The sequence below is a fragment of the Streptomyces lichenis genome, assembly GCF_023218175.1.
GTDB classification, from domain to species: domain Bacteria; phylum Actinomycetota; class Actinomycetes; order Streptomycetales; family Streptomycetaceae; genus Streptomyces; species Streptomyces lichenis.
On the sequence record NZ_JALPTH010000001.1, the window covers coordinates 106,224 to 123,045 of the forward strand.

General features: G+C 73.1%; 10 protein-coding genes and 2 pseudogenes. 9 read left to right on the top strand and 3 right to left on the bottom strand.

Annotated elements, in window-relative coordinates; genetic code table 11:
• Positions 1-114: 114 nt before the first annotated feature.
• The 3 genes from M1O15_RS00415 (at position 115) to M1O15_RS00425 (ending at position 4,674) form a co-directional block, all read left to right on the top strand.
• Entirely contained in the window at positions 115-1,002 is an 888-nt protein-coding gene (locus tag M1O15_RS00415; protein ID WP_248631101.1) for a FadR/GntR family transcriptional regulator, read from the top strand.
• 1,019 nt (positions 1,003-2,021) lie between these two features.
• A complete protein-coding gene (locus M1O15_RS00420) occupies positions 2,022-3,566 on the top strand; it encodes an RNA polymerase sigma factor (RefSeq protein WP_248631102.1) in 1,545 nt (514 codons plus the stop codon).
• Between the two features lie 244 nt (positions 3,567-3,810).
• Positions 3,811-4,674, top strand: coding sequence for a serine protease (locus tag M1O15_RS00425; RefSeq protein ID WP_248631103.1), 864 nt, complete (start codon positions 3,811-3,813; stop codon positions 4,672-4,674).
• A gap of 387 nt (positions 4,675-5,061) precedes the next feature.
• Here M1O15_RS00425 and M1O15_RS00430 read toward each other — a convergent pair whose 3' ends face one another.
• Positions 5,062-5,289 carry a DUF7455 domain-containing protein gene (locus M1O15_RS00430; protein WP_248631104.1) on the bottom strand — a complete coding sequence of 76 codons (228 nt, stop codon included), beginning with the start codon at positions 5,287-5,289 and terminating at the stop codon, positions 5,062-5,064.
• A 431-nt stretch (positions 5,290-5,720) separates the two neighbouring features.
• Between M1O15_RS00430 and M1O15_RS00435 the strand changes: the two genes are divergently transcribed.
• The 3 genes and pseudogenes from M1O15_RS00435 (at position 5,721) to M1O15_RS00445 (ending at position 10,600) form a co-directional block, all read left to right on the top strand.
• A complete protein-coding gene (locus M1O15_RS00435; RefSeq protein ID WP_248631105.1) occupies positions 5,721-7,847 on the top strand; it encodes a DNA gyrase/topoisomerase IV subunit B in 2,127 nt (708 codons plus the stop codon).
• Between the two features lie 201 nt (positions 7,848-8,048).
• A pseudogene (locus tag M1O15_RS00440) lies at positions 8,049-8,483 on the top strand (DUF485 domain-containing protein); the annotation flags it as partial.
• 521 nt (positions 8,484-9,004) lie between these two features.
• On the top strand, positions 9,005-10,600 hold the full coding sequence (locus tag M1O15_RS00445) for a monocarboxylic acid transporter (RefSeq protein WP_248631106.1): 1,596 nt from the start codon (positions 9,005-9,007) through the stop codon (positions 10,598-10,600).
• A 49-nt stretch (positions 10,601-10,649) separates the two neighbouring features.
• Here the strand turns inward: M1O15_RS00445 and M1O15_RS00450 are convergent, their stop codons facing one another.
• Both M1O15_RS00450 and M1O15_RS00455 read right to left on the bottom strand, forming a co-directional pair.
• The gene (locus tag M1O15_RS00450) at positions 10,650-11,333 is read right to left on the bottom strand and encodes a DUF7342 family protein (protein WP_248631107.1); all 684 of its coding nucleotides are present in this window, start codon (positions 11,331-11,333) and stop codon (positions 10,650-10,652) included.
• Positions 11,330-13,075 (bottom strand): sensor histidine kinase, encoded by a 1,746-nt coding sequence (locus tag M1O15_RS00455; RefSeq protein WP_248631108.1) that lies wholly within the window; start codon positions 13,073-13,075, stop codon positions 11,330-11,332. The genes M1O15_RS00450 and M1O15_RS00455 overlap by 4 nt, the downstream gene beginning before the upstream one ends.
• A gap of 201 nt (positions 13,076-13,276) precedes the next feature.
• Between M1O15_RS00455 and M1O15_RS00460 the strand changes: the two genes are divergently transcribed.
• From M1O15_RS00460 to M1O15_RS31555, 3 genes and pseudogenes are all read left to right on the top strand, one after another.
• Positions 13,277-14,386, top strand: coding sequence for a CobW family GTP-binding protein (locus M1O15_RS00460; protein WP_372499323.1), 1,110 nt, complete (start codon positions 13,277-13,279; stop codon positions 14,384-14,386).
• A 284-nt stretch (positions 14,387-14,670) separates the two neighbouring features.
• A complete protein-coding gene (locus tag M1O15_RS31550; RefSeq protein WP_308282179.1) occupies positions 14,671-16,311 on the top strand; it encodes a DUF1266 domain-containing protein in 1,641 nt (546 codons plus the stop codon).
• A gap of 186 nt (positions 16,312-16,497) precedes the next feature.
• Positions 16,498-16,743, top strand: a pseudogene (locus M1O15_RS31555) (DUF1266 domain-containing protein); the annotation flags it as partial.
• Positions 16,744-16,822: the final 79 nt, after the last annotated feature.

The window sequence follows — 16,822 nt, forward strand, 5'->3', positions numbered from 1 at the left end:
ATTGCCTGAGTTCTGCTCTTCTGGCGTCAATGGATGAGCGGGCGCCGATCACCCTTTCGTGTGCTTTTCACTAAAGACCTCAAGGGGCGTGGAACCGGCGCCGACAAAGGATGCGTGAACACCCTTGCGCACACGATGATGACCGCCGCCGCCCGCCCCGTGGACAGCCTCACGGCACCCGGCGCCCTGGACCGTTACCCCTACCCCGAGGGCCCCGTCGCCGATCGCCTGGCGCCGCCCGCCTGGGAGGGGCCCGACACCGAGCTGGGCCGGGTGGGCCGCCGGGCGACCGGCAGCCGAGGCCGCGGCCTGCACGGCCAACTGGTCCAGCAACTTGGCCAGATGATCGTCTCCGGCGACCTCGGCGCGGACCGCCCCCTGGTACCCGAGGAGATCGGCCAGCGTTTCGAGGTGTCCCGCACCGTGGTGCGCGAGTCGCTGCGCGTGCTGGAGGCGAAGGGGCTGGTGAGCGCCCGCCCCAACGTCGGCACCCGGGTACGCCCGGTCGCTGACTGGAACCTGCTCGACCCGGACATCATCGAGTGGCGCGCCTTCGGCCCGCAGCGCGAGGACCAGCGCCGTGAACTCGGCGAGCTGCGTTGGACGATCGAGCCGCTGGCCGCCCGCCTCGCCGCCGGGCACGGCCGGGAGGACGTGCAGCAGCGCCTCCACGACATGGTCGAGATCCTGGGCCACGCGCTCGCCCAGGGCGACGCGATCACCTTCTCCCGGGCCGACACCGAGTTCCACGCCCTGCTGATCCAGCTCGCCGGCAACCGCATGCTGGAGCACCTGTCGGGCATCGTCTCCGCCGCTCTCCAGGTGTCCGGCGCCCCGGCCACCGGCTGCGACCGCCCCAGCGACAGCTGCGTCGCGCACCACGCGCGGATCGTGGACGCCCTGGCAGCCGGGGACGGCACCGCCGCCGAGTCGGCCATGCGCCAGCTGCTCACCGTCCACCCCGAGGTCGAGCGGGTCGTCCCCGCCCCGCGCGAGCACTGATCCGACCGACCGGCCCGGCGCCCCGGCCGCGTAACGGCTGCGCCCGGCCGGGTGCGGGGACGCGCCGTCCGGCCCCCGCGCGGGGCCCGATCCCCGAGAGCGGGGTCCGACCCCCCCCCGTACGGGGCCCCGATCCCCGTACCGGGTCCTCCGTCCCCGGCTCCTCCGTTCCCGTACCTGGGCCCGGTCCGTGTACCGGGAGATGCCTGCCGGAGTACGCGGGGACATCCGGAGGTGCGCATGGGCGGCCGAAGCCGCCGAGGCGCCGCTTCCGGGCCGGAGGGCACTCCCGAAGGCCCCGCCCGGCGGCGGGACGCCTCCGCCGCCGGCGATCCGCCGAGGGGCGAGCGCGGTCACCAGACCCACAGAGCTTACGAAGCCCACCAGTCCACCAGGCCCACGAAGCCCACAGAGCCCACCAGGCCCATAAGGCCCACAAAGCCCGGGGGCGTGTACGGCGATCCGGTGGGGGTAGGCGGGGGACGTCGCCTGAAGGGTTCACCCGAGTGGACCCCCGGGTGGGTCTGGAGTACGGATGCCGCGGTCGAACCGCACCGCGGAGTCCGGGACGGGCCCCGCGCGGCGGATCATCCGGCCGCGGCCGCGGAGAGCCGCCGTGGAGTCCGGGGCACGGAGTGCCACTCCGCCGGCCGGTCGGGTCGGGCGCCTCGGCGCCGTCCGGCAGCGGTTCCGGCGGGTCTCCGGGCGGGTTTCCGAGGAGGGACTCGGCGGATCGGTCGTCCGAAGGGAGTCGAACCGGGGGCGAACTCCCGTTCTGTGCCCTTTCGCCGGGTATGTGGTGTGACTCGGGCCACGCGGATTGGGCGTAACGCTCCCGTAAGCCCTGCGATGACCTAAGAGGTGATGGCCGAGGAAGGAATACAGCCGCCGTGGACGGCGCTGTGCAGCTCCGAGGTTCCAGCCCGCGTCGTCGGCACACTCCCCGCCGACGGCCGTCGGCACCGACCCGATCACGGGCGGCGCCGGAAGCCGTTTCCCATCATTCCGAGAGGTTGTTCGTGTCGGCCAGCACATCCCGTACGCTCCCGCCGGAGATCGCCGAGTCCGAGTCTGTGATGGCGCTCATCGAGCGGGGAAAGGCTGATGGACAGATCGCGGGCGATGACGTGCGTCGGGCCTTCGAGGCCGACCAGATTCCGCCGACCCAGTGGAAGAATGTCCTGCGCAGCCTCAATCAGATCCTCGAGGAAGAGGGTGTGACGCTGATGGTCAGTGCAGCGGAGCCGAAGCGCACCCGCAAGAGCGTCGCGGCGAAGAGTCCGGCGAAGCGCACCGCCACCAAGGCCGTCACCGCGAAGACGACCGTGGCGAAGTCCGTCCCCGCGGCCGCCCCCGCGACGCCGGGCGCCGACGTTTCGGCCGACGAGGCCGGCGGCCCCGCCAAGAAGGCGGCCGCCAAGAAGACCGCCGTCAAGAAGGCGGCGACGGCGAAGAAGACCGTCGCCAAGAAGACCGCGGCCAAGAAGACCGCCGGCAAGAAGGACGCCGACGAGGTCCTGGAGTCCGAGGAGCTTATCGAGGACGTCGCGCCCGGCAAGGGCGAGGACGAGGAGGCCGAGGGCGAGAACAAGGGCTTCGTCCTCTCCGACGAGGACGAGGACGACGCACCCGCCCAGCAGGTCGCCGTCGCCGGTGCCACCGCCGACCCGGTCAAGGACTACCTCAAGCAGATCGGCAAGGTCCCGCTGCTCAACGCCGAGCAGGAGGTCGAGCTCGCCAAGCGGATCGAGGCCGGCCTGTTCGCCGAGGACAAGCTCGCCAACTCCGACAAGCTCGCCCCGAAGCTCAAGCGCGAGCTGGAGATCATCGCCGAGGACGGCCGCCGCGCCAAGAACCACCTGCTGGAGGCCAACCTCCGTCTGGTGGTCTCGCTGGCCAAGCGGTACACCGGCCGCGGCATGCTCTTCCTGGACCTCATCCAGGAGGGCAACCTCGGTCTGATCCGCGCGGTCGAGAAGTTCGACTACACCAAGGGCTACAAGTTCTCCACGTACGCCACCTGGTGGATCCGGCAGGCGATCACCCGCGCCATGGCCGACCAGGCCCGCACCATCCGTATCCCGGTGCACATGGTCGAGGTCATCAACAAGCTCGCGCGCGTCCAGCGCCAGATGCTCCAGGACCTGGGCCGCGAGCCCACCCCGGAGGAGCTGGCCAAGGAGCTCGACATGACCCCCGAGAAGGTCATCGAGGTCCAGAAGTACGGCCGTGAGCCGATCTCGCTGCACACCCCCCTCGGCGAGGACGGCGACAGCGAGTTCGGTGACCTGATCGAGGACTCCGAGGCGGTCGTGCCGGCCGACGCGGTCAGCTTCACCCTGCTGCAGGAGCAGCTGCACTCGGTCCTGGACACGCTCTCCGAGCGCGAGGCCGGTGTGGTGTCCATGCGCTTCGGTCTGACCGACGGCCAGCCCAAGACGCTGGACGAGATCGGCAAGGTCTACGGGGTCACCCGTGAGCGCATCCGCCAGATCGAGTCCAAGACCATGTCCAAGCTGCGCCACCCGTCCCGCTCCCAGGTGCTGCGCGACTACCTGGACTGATCCCGCCGCGCGCGGAGGCGGTCCGCCGCCTGTACCGCGAGCACGCTGGTGACCTGCGAGGAAGCCGCCGTCCGAGGGTTCTGCCCCGGGCGGCGGCTTCGTCGTGCGGACACCTCCCCGCCACGCCCTCACCGAGGCCCGGTTCCGCCGAGGAGCCGGGCCTCGGCCGTGCTCCGGGGGTGCGGCAGACGGCGTAGTACGTGACCCTTGGTGAAGCCGGTCCACCGGAGAGTAAGGAGACCGTATGCGTCGCCCCATCAGCCGGACCATCAGCCGGACCACCAACCGGAGGAAGCGGACGGCCCGGAGGTGCGCGGCCCCGCTGGCCGCCCTCGTGGCCGCGGCCACCCTGCCGCTCGGTACGGCCGCTCCGGCGGCCGCCGACAGCGTCGTCGTCGGCGGACAGCCGGTCCGGGCCGAGGACAGCCCCTGGGTCGTCGCCCTCTCCAGCCGTGACCGGTTCGGCGGTACCCGGGCCGGCCAGTTCTGCGGGGGAGTGGTGGTGGCTCCCACCCAGGTCGTCACCGCCGCCCACTGCCTGGGCCCCTCGGTGCTCGGCACCGACTCCAAGGAGCTGACCGACCTCAGCGTGATCGCGGGCCGCACCGAGCTGCGCGACTCCGGCGGGGTGGAGATCGCGGTCACCGGCACCTGGATCAGCCCCTCGTACGACCCGGCCACCCAGGCGGGCGACTTCGCCATGGTCACGCTGGAGACGGCGCTGCCGCGCGGCTACGTCATCGAGACGGCGAAGGCGGGCGACCCCGCGTACCGGGCGGGCACCCGCGCCGCCGTCTACGGCTGGGGGGACACCACCGGCTCCGGTTCCTACGCCTACGCGCTGCGCGCCGCCCAGGTGCGGGTCCTCGACGACGCGGTGTGCGCCCGGGCCTACCCGGCGGAGTCGGGCGGCGGCTATCTGCCCGCGACGATGCTCTGCGCGGGCGACCCGGCCGGGGGGCGGGACGCCTGCCAGGGCGACAGCGGCGGCCCGCTGGTGGCCCGGGGCCGGCTGATCGGCCTGGTCTCCTGGGGGAGCGGCTGCGGCGAGGCGGACGCCCCCGGCGTCTACACCCGGCTGTCGGCGGTGCTCCCGGAGGAGCCGTGACGGTCCGCGGGGCAGTGAATCAGGAGCCGGTGGGCGAGGGCGGGGCCTCGGCGGGCCGGCGCCGGCCTGGGGCGGGCTGACGGGCGTACGGGGCGCAAGGCGGCCCGGGCGGTGCGGGGTTGGCTACGGGGGCCTGGCGTGGCCGTATGGAGCCTGTCCAGGGGGTCGTACGGGGGTTCCTGGCGGCTCCCACGGCCCTGAACGGGCTGACGGTGCCGGGCGGGAGGGCGGCCGGGGCACCGGGCCCGTACGAGCGGCGACGCTCGGGCTCGCGCGGCCGGCGTGGTCGGGGCAAGGGGTACGAGAACGGGCGACCGCCTCCGGGAGGGAGGTGGTCGCCCGTCGGCCGGTCCGGGACCGGCCCCTGGCTCGTCGGGGATGCGAGTGTCAGCGCTCCTCTTCCGGTGCGCCCGGCACGGCGGTCAACCGGTCCGTCTCATCCTGTATTTCCGAAGCGATCTTCTTGAGTTCCGGCTCGAACTTGCGCCCGTGGTGGGCACAGAAGAGCAGCTCACCACCGCTGGTCAGCACGACGCGCAGATAAGCCTGGGCGCCGCAGCGGTCGCAGCGGTCGGCGGCCGTCAGCGGGCTCGCGGGGGTCAGAACAGTAGTCACGTCGCCTCTTCTCTAGCTCGACGAGCTGTCGTACCAGGGTCAACATCCAACCAGGCCGAAAACGTTCCCGCTCGTGGCTTTTCCTCGAAAGTTTCCCTCCGAGGGGGTTGTCTGCCGACGGTTGGCGGCGAATGAGCCGTATTGCTGTGCTCTACGGGTTTCGCGTTGCTTACGTCTTACGCCCTCCCGGCGGTTGCCGGTTGTGCAAGAGGACGTGCCCGGAGCCTAAATGGTTCATGCCTCGAAGGGAACGTGATGTCCACGTCACCCCTTCGGGCGATCGAACAGACATGCGAGCGTGGACTAGCATGAACATCGCGGTGGGTGGCGTGACAACCGCTCTACCAGGCCTCTGTACGCTCTGATCCGGCGACAGCCGTCCGGCCTTACCCACCAAGGCCCTATCCCAAATTCAGCGAGGAGCGAACCGCGTGACCGCCGATACGTCCGTGCCGTCCAGTGCGCTGCTGACCGCAGACCGTGACGGTTCCAACTACACCGCGCGGCACCTGCTCGTCCTGGAGGGGCTTGAGGCGGTCCGCAAGCGACCCGGAATGTACATCGGGTCCACCGACAGCCGCGGCCTGATGCACTGCCTCTGGGAGATCATCGACAACTCGGTCGACGAGGCCCTCGGCGGCTACTGCGACCGCATCGAGGTCCTGCTCCACGACGACGGCTCGGTCGAGGTCCGGGACAACGGCCGGGGCATCCCGGTCGACGTCGAGCCGAAGACCGGGCTCTCCGGCGTCGAGGTCGTGATGACCAAGCTGCACGCCGGCGGAAAGTTCGGCGGCGGCTCGTACGCGGCCTCCGGCGGCCTGCACGGCGTCGGCGCCTCCGTGGTGAACGCGCTCTCCGCCCGGCTCGACGTCGAGGTGGACCGCAACAGCGCCACCCACGCCATCAGCTTCCGCCGCGGTGTCCCCGGCATCTTCACCGAGTCCGGGCCGGACGCGCCCTTCGACCCGGCGAACGGGCTGGTCAAGGGCAAGCGGGTGCGCAAGGACCGCACCGGCACCCGGGTGCGCTACTGGGCCGACCGGCAGATCTTCCTCAAGGACGCCAAGCTCTCCCTGGACCACCTGCACCAGCGCGCCCGGCAGACCGCCTTCCTGGTGCCGGGCCTCACCATCGTGGTACGGGATGAGCGGGGCACCGAGGGCGCGGAAGGTGCCGAGGCCGGCGAGGAGACCTTCCGCTTCGACGGCGGCATCAGCGAGTTCTGCGAGTACCTGGCCCAGGACAAGCCGGTCTGCGACGTGCTGCGCCTCAGCGGCCAGGGCACCTTCAAGGAGACCGTCCCGGTCCTCGACGACCGCGGCCATATGACCCCCACCGAGGTCACCCGGGAGCTCGGGGTGGACGTGGCGCTGCGCTGGGGCACCGGCTACGACTCCACGGTGAGGTCCTTCGTCAACATCATCGCCACCCCCAAGGGCGGCACCCATGTCAGCGGCTTCGAGCGCGCCGTGACCCGCACGGTCAACGACGTGCTGCGCTCCGCCAAGCTGCTGCGCGTCGCCGAGGACGACATCGTCAAGGACGACGCCCTGGAGGGGCTGACCGCCGTGGTCACCGTCCGCCTCGCCGAGCCGCAGTTCGAGGGCCAGACCAAGGAGGTGCTCGGCACCTCCGCGGCCAACCGGATCGTGGCCAACGTGGTGGCCAAGGAGCTGAAGGAGTTCCTGACCTCCACCAAGCGGGACGCCAAGGCGCAGGCCCGGGCCGTGCTCGACAAGGCCGTCGCCGCGGCCCGTACCCGGATCGCCGCCCGCCAGCACAAGGAGGCGCAGCGCCGCAAGACCGCGCTGGAGTCCTCCTCGCTCCCCGCCAAGCTCGCCGACTGCCGCAGCGACGACGTGGAGCGCAGCGAGCTGTTCATCGTCGAGGGCGACTCGGCCCTGGGCACCGCCAAGCTGGCCCGCAACAGCGAGTTCCAGGCGCTGCTGCCGATCCGCGGCAAGATCCTCAACGTCCAGAAGTCCTCCGTCTCGGACATGCTGAAGAACGCCGAGTGCGGGGCGATCATCCAGGTCATAGGAGCGGGCTCGGGCCGCACCTTCGACATCGACGCGGCCCGCTACGGCAAAATCGTGCTGCTGGTCGACGCCGATGTGGACGGCGCGCACATCCGCTGCCTGCTGCTGACCCTGTTCCAGCGCTATATGCGCCCGATGGTCGAGGCGGGCCGGATGTTCGCCGCGGTGCCGCCGCTGCACCGGATCGAGCTGATCCAGCCCAAGAGGGGCCAGGACAAGTACGTCTACACCTACTCGGACAACGAACTGCGGCAGACCCTGCTGGAGTTCGAGCGCAAGGGCGTCCGCTACAAGGACTCCATCCAGCGCTACAAGGGCCTCGGCGAGATGGACGCCGACCAGCTCGCGGAGACCACCATGGACCCGCGCCACCGCACCCTGCGCCGGATCAACATCGGTGATCTGGACGGCGCGGAGCAGGTGTTCGACCTGCTGATGGGCAACGAGGTGGCTCCGCGCAAGGAGTTCATCACCAGCTCGGCGGCGACCATGGACCGCTCCCGGATCGACGCCTGATCCGTACGGGAATGCTCCGTTGTGCCCGTCAAGCTGCTTGATCCGGCCCGGAACCGCCGACGCGGTTCCGGGCCGGATCGGTTCCCGGGCTCCGGTCACCTGATGGGGTGAAGACTCCCTGGATCGGGGGTCGGGAGCGTCCCGGTCTGTCCATCCTTGTGCACGCGGCCGAAACGGTTCGCTGACAAGGAGAGTTGACCGGTGATCGATGACCCGTGGTACGACGCGCTGGCCTCCGAATGGGGGGAGGGGGCCGGGGCCGGCGGACCGGCCGTCCCGGGCGTCCCGGGTGCCCGGAGGGAACCGGCCCCGCCGCACCCCCGCAGCGCCGCCGACATCTACCTGGAGGTGCACCGCAGCGCCGCCTTCCAGGAGGTGCGCAGCCGCTACCGGCGGTTCGTCGTGCCCGCCACCGCCGGGTTCCTCCTCTGGTACCTGAGCTATGTGGTCGCGGCCACCGCCGCGCCCGGGCTGATGTCCCGGCCGGTTTTCGGCGCGGTGAACGTGGCGATGCTGGCCGGGCTCGGCCAGTTCCTCACCACCTTCCTGCTGACCTGGGCGTATGTCCGGCACGCCGGCCGCCATCGGGACCAGGCCGCGCTTGACCTGCGGTGGACGGTCTTCGACCAGGGCCGGGCCGCCGCGCAACGACCGCCGGCCGAGGAGGAGCAGCCGTACGCACGGGAGGAGCGCCTGCCGGAGGCGTACGCGCCGGAGGCGTCGGTACCGGAGACGTACGGGCCGCGGACGTACGCGCCGGAGTCGTACGTACCGGAGACGTACGTACGGGAGGGATACGCGGCCCCGGAGTCGTCCGTACCGGAGGGATACGGGGGCCCGGAGTCGTACGTCCCTCAGGGGTACGCCCCGGAGACCTCCGCGACCCAGCCGCACCCCTCCGAGCAGCACAGGACCGAGCAGTACGGGACCGAGCGGTACGGGACGGAGCGGTACGGGACCGAGGCGGCCGCTTCGGCGCAGGCGGCGGCGCCCGGGTGGCCGGTCGGGGGCGCCGCGGCTCCTGAGGCGGTCGCGCCGGGGTCGGTCGTGCCGGGGCCGGTCGCGGCGGTGCGGCAGGCGGCCAGGGGTGCGGCCGGGCTGCCGCTCCAGCCGCTGCCCGGCCGTCCGGCGACCGCGACCGGCGGGGAGGCGGCGCGATGACCGGCGACCACCAGACCCTGGCGCTGGTCCTGTTCAGCGTCTTCATCGCGGTCACCCTGGCCATCACCAGCTGGGTCAGCCGCAGCCGGCACGGCTCCGCCGAGGAGTTCTACGCCGGCGGGCGGCTCTTCTCGCCCATGGAGAACGGCTTCGCCATCGCCGGCGACTACATGTCGGCCGCCTCCTTCCTCGGCATCTCCGGACTGATCGCCCTCTTCGGCTACGACGGCATGCTCTACTCGGTCGGCTTCCTGGTCGCCTGGCTGGTCGTCCTGCTGCTCGTCGCCGAACTGGTCCGCAACTGCGGCCGGTTCACCCTGGCCGACGTCCTCGCGGCCCGGATGCGGGAACGCCCGGTGCGGATCGCCGCGGGCACCTCCTCGGTCACCGTCTCGGTGCTCTACCTGGTGGCGCAGATGGTCGGCGCGGGGAGCCTGGTCGCGCTGCTGCTCGGCGGCACCAGCGAGGCGGCGCGCGCCTGGACCGTGATCGGCGTGGGCGCGCTGATGGTGATCTACGTCTCCTGGGGCGGGATGCGGGCCACCACCTGGATCCAGATCGTCAAGGCCGTGCTGCTGATGGCCGGAGCGATCACCCTCACCGTGCTCGTCCTGCTGCGCTTCCACGGGGACATCGGGCTGCTGCTCACCAGCGCCGCCGAACGCAGCGGCCATGGCGCCTCGTTCCTCGGCCCCGGGCTCCGCTACGGCGGCGACTGGACCGCCCGTCTGGACTTCGTCAGCCTCGGACTGGCCCTGGTCCTGGGCACCGCCGGGCTGCCGCACATCCTGTCCCGGTTCTACACGGTGCCCACCGCCCGGGCCGCCCGCCGCTCGGTCGTCTGGTCCATCGGCCTGATCGGCGGCTTCTACCTGATGACCATCGTGCTCGGCTTCGGGGCCGCCGCGCTGGTCGGCAGCGACGCGGTCCGCGCCTCCAACGCGGCCGGCAACACCGCCGTACCGCTGCTCGCCCTGGACCTCGGCGGAGGCGCCGGTTCCACCGGGGGAGCGGTGCTGTTCGCGGTGGTCGCCGCGGTCGCCTTCGCCACCATCCTGGCCGTGGTCGCGGGCATCACGCTCGCTTCCTCCGCGGCCGTCGCCCATGACCTCTACGCCTCGGTGCGCCGGGCTCCCGGCCGGAAGCGGTACAGCGAGGTCGCGGTGGCCCGGGTCGCCGCCGCGCTCGTCGGGGCGCTGGCCATCGGGCTCGGGCTGCTGGCCCGCGACCTGAACGTGGCCTTCCTGGTCGGCCTCGCCTTCGCGGTCGCCGCCTCCGCCAATCTGCCGGTGCTGCTGTACTCGCTGTTCTGGCGCCGGTTCACCACCCGGGGCGCGGTCTGGTCGGTGTACGGCGGCCTGGTGCCGGCCGTGCTGCTGGTGGTGTTCTCGCCGGTGGTCTCGGGCACTCCGGGGGCCCTCTTCCCGGGGATGGACTTCCACCTCTTCCCGCTGGAGAACCCGGGCATCGTCTCCGTACCGCTCGGCTTCCTCGCCGGCTGGCTGGGCACCGTCACCTCAACCGAGCCCCCCGACGAGCAGCGGCACGCCGAGACCGAGGTGCGGGCGCTGACGGGGGCCGGGGCGGTCTGAGCGGTCGCCTGGACGCCGGTCGCCTCGGTGTCGGTCAGCCGGGCGCCGGTCAGCCGGGTGGCGCCCAGGCGTAGCGGTGCTCGGGGCGGCCGGTCTCGCCGTAGCGGAGCGAGAGCACCACCCGCCCCGCCCGCTCCAGGAGCTTCAGATACCGCTGGGCGGTCTGCCGGCTCATCCCGGCCCGCTCGGCGATCGCCTGGGCGGAGAGCGGTTCCTCGGCGGTCAGCAGCACCTGCCGGACCAGTTCGGCCGTGGTGGGCGAGTGGCCCTTCGGCAGATCGGGCGGGGCCGCCGAGCGGGCCGACAGCGCGCCGAAGATGCGGTCCACCTCGGCCTGCTCGGCCTCGCCGCCGACATCGAGGATGCGGCGCAGCTCCGCGTAGGCCTCCAGTTTGGGCCGCAGCCCGGCGAAGGAGAACGGTTTCACCAGGTACTGGAGCGCACCATGGCGCTGCGCCGCCTGCACGGTGGCCACGTCCCGGGCCGCCGTCACCATGATCACGTCGGTGTGGTGGCCGCGCCGGCGCAGCTCCCGGACGGCCGCCAGCCCGTCGCCGTCGGGGAGGTAGTGGTCGAGCAGCACCAGGTCCACCGGCTGCTCGGCGAGCCGGGCCAGCGCCTCGGCGGCCGAGTGGGCCAGCGCGACCACGGTGAAACCGGGCACCTTGCCGACGTACGCGGCGTTCACCTTGGCCACCCGGACGTCGTCGTCCACCACCAGGACCCGGATCACCGCGCACCTCCGGGCGGGGACGGCACAGATGCCGGTACGGCCTCACCGGGCCTGCCGGGAATCCCGTCGGGTCCGCCGAGGGCGGCGTCGGAGTCGGGCGGGTCGGCCAGGGCGTCCGGGAGGACGACGGTGAACTCCGCGCCGCCCGCCTCGGCCTCCGCCACGGCCACCGAGCCGCCCTGCCGCTCAGCGAGCCGGCGCACCAGGGCCAGCCCCAGTCCACGCCGTCCGCCGTGTGCCGGGCGGTCCTTGGTGGACCACCCCTCGGTGAAGACCAGCTCCCGGTGGCCGGCCGGCACGCCCGGACCGCTGTCCGCGACCCGCAGCCGCACCGTACGGCCCTCGGCCCGCAGCTCGACCTCCACCCGCGCCCGGCCGCTGCCGGCGGCCGCGTCCACCGCGTTGTCGACCAGGTTCCCCACCACCGTCACCAGCTCCCGCGGCTCCACCAGCCGGTCCGGCAGCAGGGTCGAGGGGGCGACCCGCAGGCCCACCCCGCGCTCCGCCGCCACCGTCGCCTTGCCGACCAGCAGCGCGGCCAGCAGCGGATCGCGGACCTTCTCGGTGACCTGCTCGGCGGTCGCCCGGTGCACGCCCACCACCTCGGTGACGAACTCCACCGCCTCCTCGTGCAGCTCCAGTTCCAGCAGCCCCAGCAGGGTGTGCAGCCGGTTGGCGTGCTCATGGTCCTGAGCCCGGAGCGCGTCGATCAGCCCCCGGGTGGCGTCCAGCTCGCGGCCCAGCCGCTCCAGCTCGGTGCGGTCCCGCAGGGTGGCCACCGCGCCCCCGTCGTCGGTGGGCATCCGGTTGGCGATCAGCACCCGCTGACCGCGTACCGTCACCAGGTCCTCGCCGGTGACCCGCCCCGCCAGCACCTCGGCGGTCCTGCCTGCACCCAGTGCCTCGTCCAGCGGCTTCCCGGTGGCCTCGGGGCCCAGGCCCAGCAGCCGCTGCGCCTCGTCGTTCATCAGCCGGATGCGGCCGGAACGGTCCAGCGCCAGCACGCCCTCGCGGATGCCGTGCAGCATCGCCTCGCGCTCGGCGAGCAGCGCGGAGATATCGGAGAAGGCCAGGTCATGGGTCCGCCGCTGGAGCCGCCGGGAGATCAGATACGCGGCCAGCGCCCCGACGGCCAGGGCCCCGCCCGCGTACGCCAGCAGCCCGGGGATGGCCGACAGCAGCCGGGCCCGGACGCTGTCGTACTCGATACCGACCGACACCGCGCCGACGATGGTGCCGCCCTGGTCCCGCAGCGGGACCTTGCCGCGCGCCGACCGGCCGAGGGTGCCGCTGTCGATCTCCATCAGGTCCCGGCCGGCCAGCACGGCACTGGGGTCGGTGGAGACGGGCCGGCCGATCTGCGCCGGGTCGGTGTGCGACCAGCGCACCCCCCAGCGGTCCATCACCACCACGTACTCCGCGCCGGTCTCCCGCCGGATGCGCTCGGCCTCCCGCTGGACCGGGCCGGTCGCGCTGGGCCGGGAGGCGGTCAGATCCGCCGCCAGGTCGGTGGAGGCGGTGGTCTCGGCGATGGCGAGCGCCCGCCGCATGGCCTGGTCGTCCAGCTGGGCGCTGAGCGGTGCCAGGAACAGGCCGGTGGCCAGCGCCGTCACCCCGAGCACGATCAGCAGCTGCATCAGCAGGACCTGCGCGAACACCCGCCGGGGCCAGCCCAGCCGCCGGCGCCGGACGACCGGGCGCGCGGCCGGAGCGAAGGGCGAGGCGGCGGATACGGGAGGCATGCACCGAACGGTAAGCGGCGGCGCCCGCAGAGCGAAATGTCCGGAGGGGGATGGGCAGGCAGGCAGGGGGAGCGAACGGGGCGGGCGGTGGTGGATGAGGGGAGTACGGGAGTACGGGAGTGCCGGGCGGCGGCCGGTGGGGGCGCGCGGGCGTCCTATCCTGGGGCCCGCCTCGACCCCCTCACTCCTGCATCCCCACTCATGGAAGGGCACCCCTTGAGCAGCGCGCAGCCGATCCCCGTCGTCGTCCTCGCGGGATTCCTCGGATCGGGCAAGACGACCCTGCTGAACCATCTGCTGCGCAGCGCCAGAGGCACCCGGATCGGCGTGATGGTCAACGACTTCGGCTCGATCGAGATCGACGCCATGACCGTCGCCGGGCAGGTCGGCTCCACCGTCTCGCTCGGCAACGGCTGTCTGTGTTGTGCGCTGGACGCCAGTGAGCTGGACAGCTACCTGGAGACGCTGACCAGGCCGTCGGCCGGGCTGGACGTCATCGTGATCGAGGCCAGCGGGCTCGCCGAGCCGCAGGAGCTGGTGCGGATGGTGCTGGCCAGTGACAACGGGCGGGCGGTGTACGGGGGGCTGGTCCAGGTCGTGGACGCGGCCGAGTACGACGCCACCCGGCAGCGGCACCCGGAGACCGACCGGCACCTGGCCATCGCGGACCTGGTGGTGGTCAACAAGGCGGACCGGGTCCCGGCCGAGGAGCTGCGGCGGGTACGCGCCTCGGTCACCGCCCTGGCCGGCCGGGCCGCTGTGGTGGAGGCGGCGCACGGGCGGGTCGACCCGGAGTTGCTGTTCGAGCGGGCCGCACCGCGCGACGGGGCCGGCGAGGGTCAGCTCTCCTTCGACGACCTGCGGGAGGACGAGCACGCGGACCATCCGCACGCGGCGTACGACACGGTCTCCTTCACCGCCGACCGGCCGATGCACCCGCGCCGGCTGCTGGACTTCCTCGACGGCAGGTCGGAGGGGCTGTACCGGATCAAGGGCTTCGTGGACTTCGGTGCGGCCGATCCGGCCAACCGGTACGCGGTGCACGCGGTCGGCCGGTTCCTGCGCTTCTATCCGGAGCCCTGGCCGGAGGGCGAGCCGCGCCGCACCCAGCTGGTGCTGATCGGCTCCGGGGTGGACGGCGCGGCGCTGGGCGCGGCACTGGAGGGCTGCCGGGTCGCCGGCCCCGAGGACGTACCGGAGGAGCACAGCATGTGGGGCGTGCTGCGCTACGTCCCGGAGAAGGGCGAACCGGAGCCGGGCGGACCGGGCGGGAGCGAACCGGAGACGTCCGAAGTGCCGGTGGAGGTCTGACCTCCGGGAGCGGCGGACGACGGCTGCCTCCCGGGGGTCGACCCGACCTGGCGATCACCGCACCCCGGAGTGGTTCATGGGATCGTCCTCATGATGTCGGGGACGGGGCGGGGACGGGGATGACAAGAGCTCAGGGGACGGCGGGGCCGGTGGGGTCGGCGGCGTCGGGGGCGTCGGGGGGTCCGCAGGGCTCGCCAAGCTCTTCCGGGTCGGGCTCGTCCGGGTCGGGCTCTTCCGGGTCGGCGGGGGAGTGGGCGGCGCCCACCGCGGTCGAGCGGTGGCTGGTGGAGGCAGCGCACGGCGGCGGCCGGGACGCGGTGCCGGCGGTCCTCGCCGGCGTACGGGTCTTCCGGCCGCTGCCCCGGTTGGTGGCCGACACATCCGGGGTGACCGCCCCGCTCGCCCCGGTGCGGGACCCGGTCACCGGTAAGCGGACCATCGTCGTCCACACCGTCGGCTCGTTGCCGCCCTGGCATCCGGAGCAGGCGCTGCGCGCCGTCACCCTGACCGAGCTGGCCGCCCTCTGGCCCAGCGGCCGCTACCGGCTGGCCGTCAACCCGGGCACCCCCTGGGCGGTCACCGTCGGGGCGATGCCCACCGACCGGGCGCGCTGGCGCCGGGCCGACGCGGCGGCCGGCGGCCCGCCGCGCGGTCTGCCGCTCACCCACGTCGGCCGCCCGAGCGAGGGCGCCCTCGCCCATGGCCTGGCCTGCGGCGCCCATCTGCCGCTGCACAACAGCCTGCCCTGGAACGACCTGGCGACCAGCTACTTCGGCTACGACGAGGACATCGACACCCTCCGTTCGACCTGGCGGGTCACCGACCGGGCCGGGTTCACCGAGGTGCCGGCCGATCTGCACGGGGCGCGGTTCGGCGGCTGGAAGGAGACGCCGGCGCTGACCGCCCGCGCCGAGCTGGCCGGCCGGCTGGGCCGGGAGCCCTCCCCGGGCGAATGGCAGCGCGTCGTCGGCCAGGTGCTGGACCGGCGCCGGGCGGACGTCGGCCTCCGGGCCGAGGTGCACGGCCTGGTCCCGCGGATCGCCGGATACGAGGCCGCTTTCCGCCGGGACGGGGTGCTCGGCGCGGAGCAGCGGGTCGACAGCCTGGCCGCGTTCGACTACGGGCGGGTGATTTCCCTGGTGCGGCTCGGGCTCGGCGCCCGCCTCTGCGACCCGGGGCGCGCCGAGGAGGCGGTGCTGGCGGCGGGGCGGCTCGGCAGGGCCGCGTACGGCTCCTGGCAGTCCTTCTCGGCGGCGTACGCCCTGACCCGGGTGCTCGTGAACTGGACCCCGCCCACCCCGATCGAGCGGGAGCTGTACGAGGCCGGGCTGCGCGGCGACACGGCGGCGCAACTGCGGGTGCTGGCCGGTGAGGAGCTGTACGTCGGGCAGCACCGGCACGAGGTGGACGCCGACCCGGACCGGAACACCTGGCACACGCAGCGGGACCCGGCCGGGGACCGGCTGTACCGGCCGCTGCTGACCCGGGGCATGCTGCCGCCCTGGCACCCCGACTGGGTGTTCCACGCGGTCGACCTGGACTGGGTGGCCCGCTTCGACTGGTCGGGGCCGCCCCGGCTGCTGGCCGTCAACGGCGGCTCCCCGGCCGCCGTCATCCTCCCCACGGCACCGGAGCACCGCGCGGTCTGGCCGCCGCCACGCCGCGGAGAACGACCGCACCGGCAGCCACCGGCTGCTGGCCCTGCACACCGGGCCGCTGCACGGCCCGCTCGCCTTCGGGCCGGCCTGCGGCGCCCACTTCCCGGTGCGCGACGGGGTGCCGTGGAACGAGATGGGCACGGTCTACCACGACTACCCGGACGAACGGCGGGCCCTGAAGCGGGACTGGGGACTCACCGGCCACGACGGCTGGCAGCGGCAGATCACGGCCCTGCTCGACTACCGCAACAGCCCTGCGGAGCCTGAGCTCGCCCTGCGGATGCGCGCACAGCTGCGCCGGGGGCTCGGCGAGCTTCCGACGGCTTCGCTCTGGCGGGAGACCGCCGCGGGCACCCTGCACGACCACGCCGCGTCGCCGCGGGAGGTCGGGGAGATGGACGAGCTGGTCCGCCGGATCATCCGGTACGAGGCCCGGTTCCGGCCGACGGACTGCTGCCTCCCGACGGCTGGGTCAGCACGGCCGCCGCCTATGACTACGGGCGGGCCGTCGGCCTAGCCCGCTGGGGGCTGGCCGCCCGATTCTGCGACCCGCACCAGGCCGAGCAAGCCATCGTGCACGCCGGCGCGCTGAGCCGGGCCGCGTACGGCTCCTGGCGGGACCTCTCGGCGGGCTACGCGCTGGGGCGGGTGCTGCGGTTCGACGACGAGGAGTACGGCCCGTACTACGAGGACACCCTCGCCGCCCACCGGACGGATTCGGCGCTCGGTGCCTTACGGTCGTGGCGCCTGGTCGGCGTGACGATGGTGCGTGGCCCGG

Bases quoted from the DNA above. Each gene is read 5' to 3' on its own strand.
- M1O15_RS00425 (WP_248631103.1), top strand. From the start codon at position 3,811: ATGCGTCGCCCCATCAGCCGGACCATCAGCCGGACCACCAACCGGAGG.
- M1O15_RS00445 (WP_248631106.1), top strand. From the start codon at position 9,005: ATGACCGGCGACCACCAGACCCTGGCGCTGGTCCTGTTCAGCGTCTTC.
- M1O15_RS00455 (WP_248631108.1), bottom strand. From the start codon at position 13,075: ATGCCTCCCGTATCCGCCGCCTCGCCCTTCGCTCCGGCCGCGCGCCCG.
- M1O15_RS00460 (WP_372499323.1), top strand. From the start codon at position 13,277: ATGGAAGGGCACCCCTTGAGCAGCGCGCAGCCGATCCCCGTCGTCGTC.